Raw genomic sequence first — 16,001 nt, forward strand, 5'->3', positions numbered from 1 at the left:
AACGTGCGCTCATACGCCGAGGCCGGCGTTGACTTCATCTCCGTGGGCGCCGTCACCCACTCCGCCCCCGCCGCGGACGTGAATATGCAGATAGAGATCAGCGGGCAGAGGGTCATTTGACAACCTGCTGCTGTTGAAAACCGCCCGCGTCCTGTCCACGGCGCAAACCAGAGCTCGCTGCCCTTCATCTCGAAACATCCGATGATCTTGTCGTGGTGGAAGTGCTGACCCGCCAGGTATTCGCGAAGGTCCTACTCGGGTATCCGGTACTCGGCCGGAGAACTATCATTCCTTTCTCCTACGCGCCCCATATGCTATCTGCCCCCTGACTTTGCCGCGTCGAAGCACCTGATCTTGCCGGCGAGCTGTTCGGTAAGCTTCTGATAGGTGTTCTCCGCCCAGCTCTTGGAAAGGCGGTCGTAGCTGCACTCCGGCGAAGTCGCCTTGGGCGGCGGATACTCGAAGCCGTCCCTGAAGGAGTAGTCGAAGGCCAGAGACACCGCGCCGAAGGGGACGGCGATGTTTTGGGCCATGACGTCGAATGCCGCATCGTCCTCCCCCAGCTCGTGGAGGAGGTCCGCCGCCCTGATCGCAAGCTTTCTTGCGTCGAGCGCCAGGCCCGGGTGCCGGGCCCAGAGGCCTCTCTGGATCTCGGGGGTTATGCCCATCCCCCGGATCTCACCTACCGCCTCAGACAGGTGGCCGCGCGCATCGGCCTTGCGGCCCTCATCAATGGCGCGCCTCGCCTTCCCCAGGGCGTCGTAAGCGCGGTCCGCCATCATCCAGAGGGTCCCCTCCCTCTCGGAGGGGAAATCTTCGTTCATGATTGTGACAGATGGGATATCCTTGGTCCGAATGGCCGGCTCCTGGGCATCAACAACTATAACGGGAGCCGGGCCGAACAAGTCATCGACTCCGCTCTCCATCGAGGCAGCGCCTATGAGGGAGATCTCCTCGGCCGTGAGCTCCGCTGGGAGTCCCTGCCGATCGTCCGCGGCCGGCTCCCAGCAAGAGAACGCCATGATCACGAACCTGTCGCACGACTCCTCTATGCTGAACCCTATCGACCGCGAGAACGCCTCGCAGCTTCGCGGGACCTTTTGGCGCACCTGATCCAGGTGCGACACGAAATCATTGAGGGTTTCAGAAGAGAATGACCGGACCCAGGGGGAGATGATCCCCTTCTCCATGAGGAAGGAGCGGGCCTCTGCCAGCTCCTCGTTCGTAAAGCCCCTTTGTCCGTCGAGGTAGCGGATCTCCGAGAGCCTCTCCCGGATCTCGGCGAGGTCCCTGCAACCAAGATCGACGCTCCTGATGCTGTCCGACATCTTTACCCTCCTGCAAAATAAAGAGGCATGGCCTTGACCATAACTCTTTGATTTACTTAAATTTTTTTAATATCCCCACAGTCTGTACCCCTTGACGACCTCAGGGTATTTATCGGCAGGATTTGGAAGAAGTTGCTTTATTTATTCAACCAAATGAAACAAACGCGGACCGCCTGTGCACACCCCTCGCAGGGGAAAAAGGGGCAGGACATGAAATAAGCCCGCAACTTATTATGTTTCAATCCTATAAGGACCATGGAATCTTTCGAATCGGAGGTAGGGCACATGGCTGGGGATGCGGGCACGATAAAGGGGATCATAAGGAGGCTCGATCGCCTGGACGGGAGGGAGGACGGGCGTTACACCGACCTGCCGCTCAGCGGCGCCAACACCACGGGGCTGTGCGAAATAAGCGAGACCATGCACAGGGAACCGGGCAAAAGGGCGAAGATGGAACTTCCGTTCACCGCCTTCTCAGGAAATGACAACATGCTGGAGGTGGACTGCAGAAAGATGGCCGTCCACCTCGACAGGCTCGCCGGCATCGCCGAGAAGCTGCCCAAGCTGCCGTTCCGGATGTACAACAGCGATCTGCCGAGAAACAGGCTCGTAAAGAAGCTCAGAGCGCTCGCCTTCGAAGACCTGCTATGCTTCCACATAGTCGACCACATGATCACATCCCTCATGCTCGGGGTGAACCCGGCGAGCATGACGCCGGAGGAGCTCTTCTCAAAAGTCGCTTTCGCGCAGTACACCTCAGGGATACATCTGATGGGACGGGAAACGGGGATCGAAAGCTGGCTCGCCGCAAAGGCGGAGAGCGCCGAGGAGGGCTTCGAGATCTTTGCCGCGGCCGGCAGAAAATACGGCTTCGACACCTCCCCCTTCAAGCCATCAGCCCACTGATTCAGCGCAACTTTTTTGATCGATCGCCGATAACCTGTTCGTGACCCGGATATGCTGGACAGAGCGGGAGCTGGCGGAGCACTTCCCGGACCTGCGCCCCGAGGGGGGCGTCGACCTTGACGGCGATGGCGCCATCGCCGGCCCCGAGACCACAGACCGAAACGGCGACGGCGACGTCTCGGCCGAGGAGTGGAAGACCTTCCTGGGCGATAACGCCGACGCCTTGAAGGCCCTCGGCGGCTTCTTTCCCACCTACTACGCGCACGGCACCAGCCTCAGCGTCGACAACCCGATACACGACATCCTTCAGGTGGAGAGCAAGGCCACAACGGAGAGCGAAACCGCCGACGTATACGGCGCGGTTTCGAGGCTCCTCAAGGAATATGAAAGATTCAAGATCACGGGCGGGACGCCGGCGTCGCTGGCCAGCATCAGGATGCAGATGCTCTACAATGCGCTGTGGTCCACAGGATTTAGAAACGGCGTGACCTATGAATCCATGCTCACCACCGCGGTGGCGGACAAGATGGTGGATTGCGATTCCTCCGCCTATCTCGTCATGGGCGCGGCCCACGAATTGGGCTGGCCCTTGGGGGTCGTGCCTGCCCCCGAGCACCTCTTCCTCCGCTACGACGACGGCAAGGGCATACGGTTCAACATCGATATGGGCAGAATCAAGAGCGACCGATACTACATTGACCTCTTTGGAATCGACATCAGGGCCGTAAAAAAGGGCGTATTCCTGAAGACGCTCGGGAGGTCATACATCGTCTCCAATGCACTGACAAATCGCGCCTCACATTGGCACCGCAAGAGGGGCGATTCCGCGAAAGCGCTGAAGGACAACGAAGAGGCGCTCCACAGCGCCCCGGAAAACACGGTGGCGCTGTTCAACAGCATCTGTAACCTCACGGACATCGCGGGAGAATCGTTGTGGCTTCAGGAGATCATGGAGGATTTGGCTTCACGCCTCCAAAGACCCGGACCCAAACCCCGCATGACGCCGGACGAGGTCGAGACCCTCTACGAGGAGGCGCTCGCCAGGATAAAGAGGCTGGAGCAACTTGAATACAGAAAGGTCTCCACGGCCTCTCTTCGGTCACGCATCCACATCGCCAAAGGGAAGCTCGATCTGGCGCTGGCCGAGTGCAAAAGGGGGCTGGATACGGATGAAATTGCAGATTATATCTCAATGAGGAAGGCCTATATTCACATGAGGATCGCCCACATCATGTCCAAAAGGAAAGAACGTGAAAAGGCCATGACCCACGCGGAACAGGCAATCGCAACCTCCAAAGATGACGACGAGACGCTCGCCGCGGCCTATAACACGCGCGGAGACATACAGATGAACGCAGGCATGTACGATGCGGCCATGAAGGACTACGACGAGGCCGCCCGCCTGGGGCCGCACAACAGCTCGATCAGGTTCGCGAGGGCCGGGGCCCTCTACAGGCTGGAGAGATTCGACGAGGCCATCGCGGACATGCAGCATGCGATCGAGCTCAGTCCTTCGATCAGGGAGGAGCTCCGGGAATGCATCGGGATGATCGAGGAGTTGAAGGAGAGAAAGAGGTGGCGCGAGAAGGACATGAAGCGCCCGCACCACAACGCGGTTCATCTCAGATTCAACCTGTAGACAAACCCCTCCCTGCAGGCGCAAAGATGCGCCGTCACCCACTCCGCCCCCGCCGCGGACGTGAATATGCAGATAGAGATCAGCGGGCAATCTTGAGTCTCTCAGCCAGCTCCTTGCAATAGGATTCGACGTTGCCCTTCGGTCTGCGGGCGAGGCCCTCTTCGGTGGCCGCGGCAGCGACAGCGGGCGCCTCCCAGAGCAGCACGCGCGGGTCGAGGGGCTTGGGGATGATGTAGTCAGGGCCGAACTCGATGCTGCCCACTTTGTACGCTTCGCATATGGACCTGGAAACCGGCTCCCTGGCGAGCGCTGCGAGCGAGCGGGCAGCCGCCATCTTCATCCCCTCGCTGATCCTTCGCGCGCGCACGTCCAGCGCCCCGCGGAAGATGAAGGGGAAGCCCAGCACGTTGTTGATCTGGTTCGGATAGTCGGAGCGGCCGGTGGCGATGATCGCCTCCGGCGCGGCCGCACGCGCATCCTCGGGCATGATCTCCGGGTCCGGATTCGCCATCGCGAAGATGATGGGCCGCGCTGCCATCGAGCGCACCATCTCCTTTGACACGATCCCGCCGGCGGACAGACCCACGAACACGTCCGCTCCCTTCATGCACGCGGCAAGGTCCATCGGCTTTGATTTCTTCGCGTACCGGCCGCGCCACGGCTCCTGCTCCGCACGGTCATGCGTGATGAGCCCCCTGCGGTCGCACATGTAAATGTTGTCCACGGGCACGCCGAGCGACTCGATCATGCGCGCGCACGCGACAGCGGCAGCGCCGGCGCCCGAGAACACGACCCTCACGTCCGACGCCTTCCTGCCCGTAATCTCGAGCGCGTTCATGAGGCCCGCGGTGGTGATGATAGCGGTGCCGTGCTGGTCGTCGTGGAAGACCGGGATGTCCATCGCCTCGATGAGCTGCCTCTCGATCTCGAAGCACTCGGGCGCCTTTATGTCCTCGAGGTTGATGCCGCCGAAGGTGGGCTCCAGCGACTTCACGATCTGAATCAGTCTGGCAGGGTCCTTCTCGTCCACCTCTATGTCGAACGCGTCCACGTCGGCGAAGCGCTTGAAGAGGAGCGCCTTGCCCTCCATCACCGGCTTGCCCGCGAGCGGCCCGATGTCGCCGAGGCCCAGCACCGCGGTGCCGTTGGTGATCACGGCGATCAGGTTTCCGCGCGCGGTGTAGTCGTATGCGGCCGCGGGGTCGCGCTCGATCTCGCGGCACGGCTCGGCCACGCCCGGCGTGTACGCGAGCGAGAGGTCGCGCTGGGTGGCGCAGGGCTTGGTGATGCCGATCTCGATCTTGCCGGGTCTTCCCTCACGGTGATAGCGCAGGGCGTCTTCCTTGAGGTCGTTTTTCATAGACCGCCCTAGTAGGCGAAATTCGGGGATAATTCAAATAATTTTTCACATCCTCTTCGGTATCCTCACCCCGCGAACCTTGCGGAAGATCCTCATGTACGCCTCGACCGGGGCGCCCTCATCCTCCCATGGATCGCAGAAGAGCTCTCGGATGTCCGCCTTCTTCACCCTGCCCCCCACGAGCCCGTAGTAGAGCCTGTCGCCGAGCATGTAGCCGAGCGCGTGGGTCACCGCGAGGAAGAGGTCCATGCGGCTCCGGAAGATATCGGTGTAGGCGAGCGCGCGGCCTTTCCTCTCCATCCTCTTGTACTCGGTGACCAGGGCCGCGGTCTCGTGCTCGAGCATCCGCTCCCTTGGCACCCGCACGCTCTGGAAATAGGCGAGCAGGTTCTCGAAGTCGCGCTCGTGGTAGCACTTGCGCTTGTGGTTTATGATCTTGGAGCCGAAGAAGCCCAGCCCCTCGTGCAGGATGTTCGCGTAGAAGGCGTCCACCACCTCCCTCGGCTTCTCCTCCCCCGAGCACACGCTCTTTATGAAGTGCGAGGCCTCCTCGGCCGCGTGGTTGAGCGAGAGGTTGGCCAGATAAACGAACCTCGTCCTCGCGATGTAGTAGCTCTCGCTGGCGAGTATCTGCCGCTTGATCGTCTCGATCTCCCGCTTCGCGAACTTTCCGCTCTCGCTCAGCTTTTTGAGGAAGGAGAGGTCGCCGCAGGTGAAGACCTCGACCTCGTCCCTCTCCTTTCCCAGCCTCACCTTCAGGAACTCGCAGATCCGGTCCACGATCTCCAGAAAGCTCGACTTCGCGTCCGCATAGTCGATCTCGCCCTCCTCGTGCTCCAGCCAGTTGAGGTAGCTCCGCTGGCAGACGACCGGAGGGGTGTGCATGCGGCAGTAGTTGCCGTCGGGCAAAAGAACCACCTCCACCCTGTCGTCCAGCCCCCTCTCAGCGAGCCTCCAGTAGATCGCCTCGCTGTTCTCGTAGAGGGAGAGGCTCCTCCTCCTGAGACCGGCCTTCGCCAGCTCGCGCGAGAGGTCGGCCGGCAGATGGAGCGGGGCGATGTGCAGGTCGCCGATGAGAACGAAGAGGCGCTTGCCCGGGTTCGACTTCACGATGCGCGCCAGCAGCCTCGCGGACGCGGCGTCGCGCGCGCGCACGTCGGAGCCCGAGGGGGCGGCGTCTATGGCGTACATGCGCACGCCGTGGTAGCGGCAGAAATCGAAGAGCGGCTTGAAGTTCTCCCACAGGTCGAAGACCCAGTGCTCCTTGAGCTTGATCCTCTTGAGGAATGTGGCCTCGGAGATGCGGCCGTCGAGATAGCGGTCGAGCACCTCCTGGTGCCTCTTGTGCAGAAGCTCCATTCCCAGCGCGAAGCGCTTGTCGCGCCGGACCACGGCCTTGAGGATCCGCAGGAATGAACGCTGCGACTGGTTGCAGGTGTGGTAGTCGCCGACGTAGATCACCTCGGAGCGAAGGACCGCCTCTATCATCTCCTCGTGGTCCACGGGCTTGAGATGCCGCGCCACCGCGCGCTTGTAGGCGCGCTCGTAGGAGGCGAAGCCGGGCTCCTTGACGAGGATCGAGTGGTCGATCAGCTCCCTGTTCCAGCGCCAGAGCCTCTTCTGTATGGCGAGCAGCTCTGCGCGAGGGGATCGTGCCATGGCTCCCCCATTCGATGATCAAACCTATCACAGTCTGAACAGCAACGCCAACACACAGAGGACCGGAATCAATTCATGCCCACATCGAATTCATCAAAATGAAGCGTCAGGTTGATGCCCAGCAATACGTTATCCACCGACCTTCCGACCTGGAAATCAGAATTTTCAACGCGCTCATAGCCGGCGGAAACGTCGAGTCCGTATCTCGCGCCGCCGAGCCACCTGAGCCCCGCCAGCGCACGGTATCTGCGCTCGTGCGGCCCCGCCTGGGTCTTGATTATCCTGTCTCCCCCGCCCTGCGCGTTCGCCTCGGTCATGTATTGCGATGAATCGTAATCCTCGAACGCAAAACAGAGGCTGCCCAGAACAGCGGGCCTCGGCCTCCAGTAGAAAGTGGCATAGATCGCATCGGCGTCAGGGCCGATAGCGTCGCCTATCACGCGCCTGTTCTCCGTGTAGCCGGAGGTCCACCTGCCGTGCCTGTAGGCGAGCGGCGGGGTGTGGTGGTACTCGAGCCTCAGCCCGTAGTCGCCCCTGGCGGTGAGCCTGGGGACGTACAATCCCGTGATGAAGGCCATCTGGTTGAGCAGGTTGTCCGGCAGCCTGAAGGCGCGAACGATCGAGTCCTCGATGTAGCCGTCGTAATAAAGGATGCTGTGGCGAAGCGGCGGGATCGTGAGCCTGAAATCCAGAAAACCCCAGGAGTTGTTCGCTATGTCGTCCTGTCCTATGTTCGATCCGCCCCACTTGTGAAAAGGCATGAGCTCCGCTATCGGCTCCCACCACTTGACGCCGGGCGCGCCGTCGCCGCCCATGGTGATGGTGTGCGATAGTCCGAACTCGAACCATCGCGACACCTTCCACGACCACTTGAGGCCATAGAAATATGGATACTCAAGGGCCTGCTGCGGACCGAGGTTGGATACGAAAAACGTCCACTTCATCCCGCCGACATACGGAATCCTCAGGGGATAGGGGTTTGAAAGCTTAATCATGTCCAGCGGCCTTGGATTGGCCGATGCCATCAGCCCGCCGAGCTCGCCCTGCCCCCACAGGAGGTTGTCGCGGCCGATCTCGAACTCGAAGTTGCTGATGCCGGATTTGAGATAGAGGCGATGGACATACGCATGCGCCTGCATGTCGCCCCGGCCCTGGGTCAGGACCTCAAATCGCGGTTGAGCGGTCAGCGCCGCGTAGCGCGTCAGATACAGGTTGTGGCGCGAGGAGAGATAGAAGTTGCCGCCGTCGACGTAGGTCTTTCCCTGGTCGTACTGATCAAAGGATGTGACGATGCCGTCGATGTAGCCCGCGCCGTTGTCAGGGGGCATCGTGCGCGGAAGGCTGCTGTTGTAGATGGTGGTGAAATCGAGCCGCTCCAAGCCCTCAAGGTGAACTCCCTTGCGCATGCCCGCCAGCTCATGAGCATACTCCTTCTCGTAATAGGAGAGCAGATTCTCCACATATCGCCTGTCCCTCAGCCGCCGGCTAAAAGCATCCCACGCCTCGTCCGCTCTTTCACCAGACTCATCGTACGACTCCTGCCGATCATCCAGGGCCTTTCGGGACTCCCTGAGTATCCTTGCCACCTCCAACCTCGAAAAAGGACGCTGCCCCATGATCACGTCGTTGGCCAGGCCGTGCGCGACCAGGACATCGATCGCATGGTAGACGGGATCTTCAGGGGGGGCATTCAGCGCTGCCTGCGCCCATGCATCGCACGTTGAAAACATGCTGATCAGGACGACCGCGATATGCAGGAGGATTCGTCTCATCTACCCCTTCCTCCCCCTGCGCCAGGCCGCGTACCAGACGAGGCAGGCGGGCACCAGCAGCACCGCGGAGCTTATGCAGGCGATCTCCCCTATGACCGCGGCGGTCCCGAAGGTGGCCAGCGCCTGGTTGTTGGCGGTGGTGAGCACGAAGTAGCCGATGATCGTGGTGACGGAGCAGAGTATGACCGCCGGCCCGGTGTGCCTTATGGCCTTCGCCACGCCGTCGGGCCACTCCTGCCTGAGCCTCATGGCCATGTTGACCGCGTAGTCCACGCCGATGCCGAACGTGAGCGGGAGCACGATGAAGTTGAAGAAGTTGACCTTTATGCCGAGGAACGCCGCCGCTCCCGCCATCACGAGGACCGCCCACAGCAGGGAGATGACTATGACGGCGGAGCGCCGCACGCTCTTGAGCATGAGGAGCACGAGCAGGATCACGGCGGCCAGCGACGCGGCGGTGAGCAGCGGGGCGTCGTCCTTTATTATCGATATCAGGTCGGAGAACACGAGGGACGCGCTCGCCGCATGCAGGACGACCCCGTCCGGCAACGTGATCTCCCTGATCGTGTCGGCGAACCGGACGAGGTTGCGGCCGTCGGAGAGCAGCATGCCCGGCCTCGGGTTTATGAAGACCAGCGCCCCCCTGTTGCCCCAGCGGTCCTCGAAATGGCGCGTCATGTCATCCGGCATGTCCTCGACCGTCAGCGGACGATTCAGAACCGAGCGCTTCACCCGCTTCACCTGCGAGGAGATCCTGTCGCCGGCCTTGTCCAACCACTCCTGGGACAGCAGTGCGCCTATCCTCGCTATGACCGGCAGCTTCTCCTCCTGGCCCTCGGGCAGCAGATCGTATATGGAGTGACAGCTGCCGACCCTTTGCTCCTCCGGCGGGAGCGCATCGTTACGGGCCATCACCGCTTCGCAGGCCTGCCTGCCCTGCTCTATGGAGTCGACCAGCGCCACCGACGGAGTCATCGAATGCTTGAAGAGTCGGCTGACCCTCTTCTCCAGCGCCTCGGTCCCGCTGCTCACCGAGACCTGGTTGCGCATCTTCGTGAAGTCGTACTCTATCGCATTGGGCGCGAACCGGACGATCACGACCACCGCCGCCACCGCCGCCATCAGCGACGCCCCGATGATGAACGCGGGGGAGCGGGCCGCGACCCTCGTCGCCATGGCGAAGAGCGCGCTCTCCCTCCTCGGCGCGGCCCTGGGCCTCACGAATCGGTGGATCTTCTCGGAGGCGGTCATCATCGCAGGCAGGACGAGCACGGTGGCCGCCCAGCAGAGCATGACCCCGAGGGCGCCGATGAAGCCGAACTGCGACAGGCCCCGGATCCTGGCGATGAACAGGACCGCGAACGCCACGGCGGTGGTGACCGCGGCGAGGAATGTCGGCACGGCGGTCGCCTCGATCGCAAGCTCCATGGCCTCGGCCGGGCCCCTCTGCCTCTTGCGCTCCTCGAGATAGCGGGCCATCAGTATTATGCCGTAGTTGATCCCCGTGCCCACGATTATGGAGCCGAGGAAAGCGGTCTGGGCGTTGAGATAGCCTATCACACCGCGCGTGATCGCGAAGGTCCATGAGATGGCCAGAAGGAGCGTCCCCCCCAGCATGAAGACGACCCTGATGCGCAGGAAGTAGACGACTATGGCGATGGAGACCAGCCCTATGCAGAGCAGCGACGTGGAGAGGATGTCCCTCTTCATCGTCTCGTATTCCTCGATCGTGCTCTTCACGTTGCCGCAGAACCCTACCCTCATGCCCGGGGAATAGGAGGCGGGCCCCATCTCCTCCACGACTGCCTCCACCGCGGAGACGAGCGACCTGGCGGCGCCGACGGTCATGGCGGTGCCGAAGGGCCTTATCACCATGATCAGCATGCGCCCCCACTCGCCCCCGTAATAGTCGTCCACGGTCTCCACCGGGGCCCGGTAGCGCTTTTCGTATCGCTCCCTGAGCGAGTCGAAGTCGAAGCCCTCCGGCTGCGCGGCTTCACCCTCGTCGAGGTCCAGAAAGAACGGCGTGCGCTTGAACTTCTCGTAATCCACGCGCCGCTTGAGCCTCGAGTGGAACGTCTCGAGGTCCTTGAGATCCATGTAGTACAGGAAGTGGTCCTCGTAGAACCGCCTGATCCGGTCCGCCTTGTAGTTGACGTAGCGTATCTTCCCGGGCGCAAGATCCGCGAGGCGCTGCGCGAGATCGTCCATGAAGCGCTTGTTCGCCTCGACGTCCGGGCCCTCGGCCGCGACTATGAGCGAATCGATGCCGCCCACGTGCTCGAGCACGCGGTTGAGCTCCATGACGCTTTGGTAATCGGGGGGTAGCAGCTCCTTGAGGTCGCTCTTGAGCTCGAGGCCGGACGATATCCAGACCGAGGCCGCGAAGGTCGCCAGCGCGAGGAGCAGCACCGTCCGCTCGTGCCTGGACACGAACTTGATATACGCGGTCGCCAGTCGATGGATGCTTTGAATCATGTCGGTAAATTCTGAGCTGCCACGACCCGCTCAGACCGATAGCCCGTAGCGCGCGCAGAGGCCTGCGCGGGCTCGAGCGAGCAGCTCAGTCCCGGCATAGGCGATCCCCGCAACCGCCCATCCGGCGAAAATGTCGATGACCCAGTGGTGCCGCAGATACACGGTCGCTACCCAGAGGCTGGTCACCAGGGGGACGTATGCGTACCATATGGCGCTGCAGGTCCTGTTCAGCTTCCGATAGCGCCACGCGTAGATCAGGGCCACGGTCGAGATCGCGACATGGAGGCTGGGGAAGGCGCCGCCCGCCACCACGGAGAGGCTGTCCCACGCCCCCTGCAGGTGATTGAATATGAACTGCCCCTGCAGCCTGATCGGATCGGTGAAGAGGTGCTCTATGAAATATCTCGGCGGCGAGGCGGGCAGAAATACGTAGCCGATAAAGCCCAGTATGAACGTGAGCGTCACGGTCATGGCCATGTGCCTAAGCTCCTGCCGCATGTCCCATATGGAGAGCAGGAACATGATGACCAGCGGCTCCGCGAAGTAGAGGGCGTACGAGACCGCGAAGATGTCGGTGGCCAGCGGCGAGTAGAAGCGCTGCATCCAGAGCGTGGGCTCCATGCCGAAGAGGGCCACGTCCCAGTCGTGCAGGGTACCGGCGATGTCGAAGCTCATCGCCTGGCCCGCCACGTCGTGCATGTTCTCGTAGATGAACACGATGAAGAGGAACGGCACCCAGTCCCTGAGGATGTGCCTCACCTCGTCGCGCCACTCTCCGGGCCTCCGACAGGCCGCGGTCACCAGCGCCACCACCATGATGGCCAGCGGGAGCCCGACCGAGGCCTGGAAGAAGCGGATGCTCCCGCCCATGGCCAGCACCGTCGCCACGAGCATCACGGCCATGGCCGCCAGAAACACGATGTCAAAGCCCAGGTGGGCGAGCCGAAAGAGCGCCCTCTCCCTGGACCAGGCGAAAAAGGCCCCAAGGGAAAAACCCCGAGGGGTGATGCCGAATTCAAAGGTGTTGTTCGCCGTGGACATGGGTGGGCTTGTTTATCCCTATGTCGCCGGGATTTCAATAGAAAACCCGGTATAAATCCGGGTTTTGTGATCAGTGATCCGTGATCAATGATCTGTAAGAAATGACACTGATCCCCGATCCCTGATCCCCGATCCCTGATCCCCGATCCCCGATCACCATCCATTTGACAAATCAATCGGGATCCCTCATAACCCCCCGAATCCACGAAAGATTTAGCCCAGGGGCCTCGCCGGATGAAGATAGGCATTGTCACAGAGTACTTCTACCCCACCCTCGGCGGCATCACCGAAAACGTCTATCACTTCTCGCGCGAGCTCATGCGCCTGGGCCACGACTTTCGCATAATCACGGGCAGGGAGGGATCTCCGCCGGAGGTGGATAGGGAGATCAGGGAGAGGGTGATCTTCGTCGGCCGCAGCACCCCGGTCTTCTTCAACGCCTCGTGCGGCAGGGTGAGCTTCGGGACGGGGCTCGCGCGCAAGGTCCGCGACATACTCGAGCGGGAGCGCTTCGACCTCATCCACCTGCACTCCCCTCTGTTCCCCACCCTGCCGCAGATTGCGAACATACAGGCGCTGTCGCCGGCGGTCGGCACCTTCCACACGGTGCTCGGCGGCACGGACGACATCTACTACAAGCTCTACAGGGAGCGGTGCCTGCGCCTGCTCGACCGCATGGACGGCCGCATCGCGGTCTCGGACTGCTGCGCGGCGGAGCTCAGGGGCTACTTCGGCCGCGAGTTCGACGTGATCCCCAACGGCGTGGACGTGGAGTGGTGGGCGCAAGGCAGGCCCATCGAGCGCTTCGCGGACGGGAAATTCAACATCCTCTTCATCGGGAGGCCCGACAGGCGCAACGGCCTCGACGTGCTCATCAACGCCTTCGCGCGCATCCACCGCAGCAACAGGGACACGAGGCTCATAGTGGTGGGCGACGGGCCGCTGGCTTTCCACTTCCACGGCATCGTTCCGAACGACGTGAGGGACGCGGTCCTTTTCGAGGGCGCGGCACACAACAGGAGGCCCGACTATCTGGCCTCCGCGCACGCCTTCGTCTTCACCCCTGCCATCGCCTCCTTCGGGATCACGATCCTCGAGGGGATGAGCGGCGGCCGCGCGATGGTGGCCTCCGACATCGAGGCGTTCCGCGCCCTGGTGACGCACGGAGAGAGCGCCCTGCTCGTCCCGCCCGGCGACGAGGACGCGCTCGCGGCCGCGCTCGAGAGGCTCATCGCCGACGGGGAGCTGAGGGAGAGCCTCGGCGCGACCGCGGCCCTGCGGGTCGAGAGGTACGACTGGAAACGCATTGCGGAGATGCAGTTGGAGTACTATAAGAAAGTGATCGGTGGTCAGTTATCAGTGGTCAGTGATCTGTGAACACCCCCACAGGCCACAGACCACAGGTCACGAGTCACGAGTCACGAATGAAAAAGACCGCAATCACAGCAATAGGCTGGCTCGTCACGGCGGCGCTCGTCTGGGTGATGTTCACCCGCATAGACATGGGCTCGCTGTGGGCCGGGATCGCCCGCGCGGAGTGGCGTTATCTGGGCGCGGCGGCGGTCGTGAACATAGCCGTCATCCTGCTCAAAAGCCTGCGCTGGCAGCTCATGATGAGGCCCAGGAAGCGCGCGCGATACTCGGGCATCTTCAAGGCCACCATGATCGGGCTCGCGGCAAACAACGTGCTGCCCGTGCGCGGCGGCGACTGGCTCAAGATCTATCTCCTCGGCAAGTGGGAGGGCGCCAGCCGCGCCATGCTCGCCTCAATCACCGGGCTGGACAAGCTCTTCGAGGGGCTGGCGATCCTGATACTCTTCGGCCTGCTGTCGCTCCACTCCACGTTTCCTGAGTGGGTCCTCAAGGGCACCGTCATAGTCTCGATAGTCACGGCTGCATCGCTGCTCATCTGCATACTCCTCATGTTTCATCACAGGCGCGCATCCAGGGAGGAGGCCGACGTGGCGGGCAGGCTCTCGAGGCTCGCGGCCGGCCTGGGCTCCGGCATGCTGATGCTCGGGAGCTCCAGGCTGATCCTCGCGACCCTCGGGCTCTCGATCGCCATCTGCCTGCTGCAGATAGAGACGATCCGGCTCTGCCAGCTGGCCTTCGGCCTGCACATGGCCCTGTGGGTCCCGGCGCTGGTCTTCGTCGCGATCAACCTCGCCATCATCATACCGTCCGCGCCCAGCGGGATCGGCCCATTCGAGGCGGCCGCCGTGCTGGCATATTCCTGGTTCGGGATCAGCTCGGCGCTGGGTCTCGGCGTGGCGCTGTGCTACCATGCGGTGCAGTTCATCCCGGTGACGGTCGCCGGCGCGATAATGTACATGATCGAGATCGGCCCTGGGAATCGGAGAGAAGTACAGAAGCTGAGAAGCAGAGAAGCAAAGATAGAAGCAGGGGGCATTTGAACCTTCTCAGCCTCTCAGCCTCTCAGCTTCTCAGCTTCTTTAGATAAGGAGGCATCATGAAGGACAACTACATAGTGGGCGTCATCGGCGCGGGGAACATGGGGGAGGCGCTCATCAAGGGGCTTTTGCGCTCCAACCTCGTGCGCTCGTACGAGATTCTCGCCTCAGACGCATCGCCCGGGCGCGTGCGGCTCCTCGAGAAGACCTACGGCATCCACACCACGCGCAAGAACCACGCGGTGGTCAACGCATGCGACACGGTCATCCTCGCGGTCAAGCCGCAGGACATGGAGGGGGTCTGCGGGGGGATCAGGCCTCTCATCACGAAGGACCACCTCTTCATCTCGATCGCCGCAGGCATTGACTTCAAGCGGCTCCGCCGCTACCTCGGCGCGAGGCCCCGCCTCATAAGGGTCATGCCGAATCTGCCCGCCGTGATCGACGAGGGGATATCGGCCATCTACTGCGGCCCACGAATGCCGGAGCGCTACCGCCGCTTCGCGCACCAGGTCTTCCAGGCGGTGGGCCAGACCGTGGACGTGCGCGAGGAGAGGCTCATGGACGTGGTCACGGGGCTCTCCGGCACCGGGCCCGCCTATTTCTTCGCCATGATGGAGGCGATGGACGCGGCCGGCGTGAAGCTCGGGCTCACCCCCGCCATGTCGCGGATGCTCACGATCCAGACCGCCGTGGGCGCGGCGGAGCTGGCCTCGCACAACAGCCGCTCGCCCCGCGAACTGCGCGCGCAGGTGACCTCCAAGAAGGGGACCACATGGGCCGCCATGAAGCAGATGAAGAGGCGGAACTTCTGGAAGACCATGGAGGAGTCGGTCCGAGCGGCCACCAAGAGGGCAAGAGAGCTGAGAACATTGAAGCCGTGACTAGTGACTAGTGACTGGCGTGATGACCAAGGCGACCCGTGCATTACCGCCAGTTACCAGTCACAAGTCACCAGTCACTGATAATCTTGAAGATCAACGAGAGAAAAGACGGAGTCACGATCGAGTGCCGCGTCTCCCCGCGCGCCGGAAGGAGCCGCGTCAAGGGCATGCGGGACGGCGTGCTCCAGGTCGCCCTGGCCGCCCCCCCTGTCGAGGGCGCGGCCAACGATGAGATCATCGAGCTGCTCTCGAAGGAGCTCGGCGTGCCCAGGTCCCGCATCTCGATCCTCCGGGGCGCCCGCAGCCGCACCAAGGTGGTCCTGATTCAGGGTGTCGACAAGTCGGCATTATCCAAACTGACTTTTCAGAGTTGAGTTCTGCAGACGGGGCGGATCGAAGCGCTCTTCTCGCTATCCCTCCTCGCCTCAAACGCCGTCTCGGCCGGGGCGCAGTTCCCACGCCCCGGCATTTCATCATTAGATGAACCAGACTGTCTGAAGGTCATCGGGGGCTTTCGTCGGCC

Annotated in this window: 13 protein-coding genes; 7 read left to right on the forward strand and 6 right to left on the reverse strand. The window is 62.2% G+C overall.

Annotated features, from left to right (window positions below):
• The coding region (locus tag JXA24_04830) for a nicotinate-nucleotide diphosphorylase (carboxylating) (protein MBN1283081.1) at positions 1 to 120 on the forward strand (120 nt) is incomplete at its 5' end.
• Between the two features lie 194 nt (positions 121 to 314).
• Here the strand turns inward: JXA24_04830 and JXA24_04835 are convergent.
• Entirely contained in the window at positions 315 to 1,328 is a 1,014-nt protein-coding gene (locus JXA24_04835; GenBank protein ID MBN1283082.1) for a hypothetical protein, read from the reverse strand.
• A 255-nt stretch (positions 1,329 to 1,583) separates the two neighbouring features.
• On the opposite strand from JXA24_04835, the gene JXA24_04840 reads away from it, so the two are divergent.
• Together JXA24_04840 and JXA24_04845 are read left to right on the forward strand one after the other, a co-directional pair.
• Positions 1,584 to 2,234, forward strand: a complete 651-nt coding sequence (locus tag JXA24_04840; GenBank protein MBN1283083.1) for a hypothetical protein — start codon at positions 1,584 to 1,586, stop codon at positions 2,232 to 2,234.
• Positions 2,235 to 2,274: 40 nt separating this feature from the next.
• Positions 2,275 to 3,873, forward strand: coding sequence for a hypothetical protein (locus JXA24_04845; GenBank protein MBN1283084.1), 1,599 nt, complete (start codon positions 2,275 to 2,277; stop codon positions 3,871 to 3,873).
• A gap of 79 nt (positions 3,874 to 3,952) precedes the next feature.
• On the opposite strand, the gene JXA24_04850 is transcribed toward JXA24_04845, so the two are convergent.
• The 5 genes from JXA24_04850 to JXA24_04870 all read right to left on the reverse strand — a co-directional run bounded on the left by JXA24_04850 (position 3,953) and on the right by JXA24_04870 (position 12,183).
• Positions 3,953 to 5,233, reverse strand: a complete 1,281-nt coding sequence (locus JXA24_04850; GenBank protein ID MBN1283085.1) for a malate dehydrogenase — start codon at positions 5,231 to 5,233, stop codon at positions 3,953 to 3,955.
• A gap of 45 nt (positions 5,234 to 5,278) precedes the next feature.
• Complete coding sequence (locus JXA24_04855) at positions 5,279 to 6,892, reverse strand: ChaN family lipoprotein (protein ID MBN1283086.1); 1,614 nt, start codon at positions 6,890 to 6,892, stop codon at positions 5,279 to 5,281.
• A 68-nt stretch (positions 6,893 to 6,960) separates the two neighbouring features.
• Complete coding sequence (locus JXA24_04860; protein MBN1283087.1) at positions 6,961 to 8,664, reverse strand: hypothetical protein; 1,704 nt, start codon at positions 8,662 to 8,664, stop codon at positions 6,961 to 6,963.
• Entirely contained in the window at positions 8,665 to 11,142 is a 2,478-nt protein-coding gene (locus JXA24_04865; protein ID MBN1283088.1) for an MMPL family transporter, read from the reverse strand.
• Between the two features lie 30 nt (positions 11,143 to 11,172).
• Positions 11,173 to 12,183, reverse strand: coding sequence for a phosphatase PAP2 family protein (locus JXA24_04870; GenBank protein ID MBN1283089.1), 1,011 nt, complete (start codon positions 12,181 to 12,183; stop codon positions 11,173 to 11,175).
• A 234-nt stretch (positions 12,184 to 12,417) separates the two neighbouring features.
• Between JXA24_04870 and JXA24_04875 the strand changes: the two genes are divergently transcribed.
• The 4 genes from JXA24_04875 (at position 12,418) to JXA24_04890 (ending at position 15,852) form a co-directional block, all read left to right on the forward strand.
• Positions 12,418 to 13,560, forward strand: a complete 1,143-nt coding sequence (locus tag JXA24_04875; GenBank protein ID MBN1283090.1) for a glycosyltransferase family 4 protein — start codon at positions 12,418 to 12,420, stop codon at positions 13,558 to 13,560.
• 47 nt (positions 13,561 to 13,607) lie between these two features.
• Complete coding sequence (locus tag JXA24_04880; protein MBN1283091.1) at positions 13,608 to 14,597, forward strand: flippase-like domain-containing protein; 990 nt, start codon at positions 13,608 to 13,610, stop codon at positions 14,595 to 14,597.
• Between the two features lie 56 nt (positions 14,598 to 14,653).
• Complete coding sequence (locus JXA24_04885; GenBank protein MBN1283092.1) at positions 14,654 to 15,478, forward strand: pyrroline-5-carboxylate reductase; 825 nt, start codon at positions 14,654 to 14,656, stop codon at positions 15,476 to 15,478.
• 77 nt (positions 15,479 to 15,555) lie between these two features.
• Positions 15,556 to 15,852: a YggU family protein gene (locus tag JXA24_04890; protein MBN1283093.1), complete on the forward strand. Its 297-nt coding sequence runs from the start codon at positions 15,556 to 15,558 to the stop codon at positions 15,850 to 15,852.
• Positions 15,853 to 16,001 lie beyond the last annotated feature (149 nt).

The organism is Pseudomonadota bacterium, from assembly GCA_016927275.1.
Classification (GTDB): Bacteria; UBA10199; UBA10199; order 2-02-FULL-44-16; family JAAZCA01; genus JAFGMW01.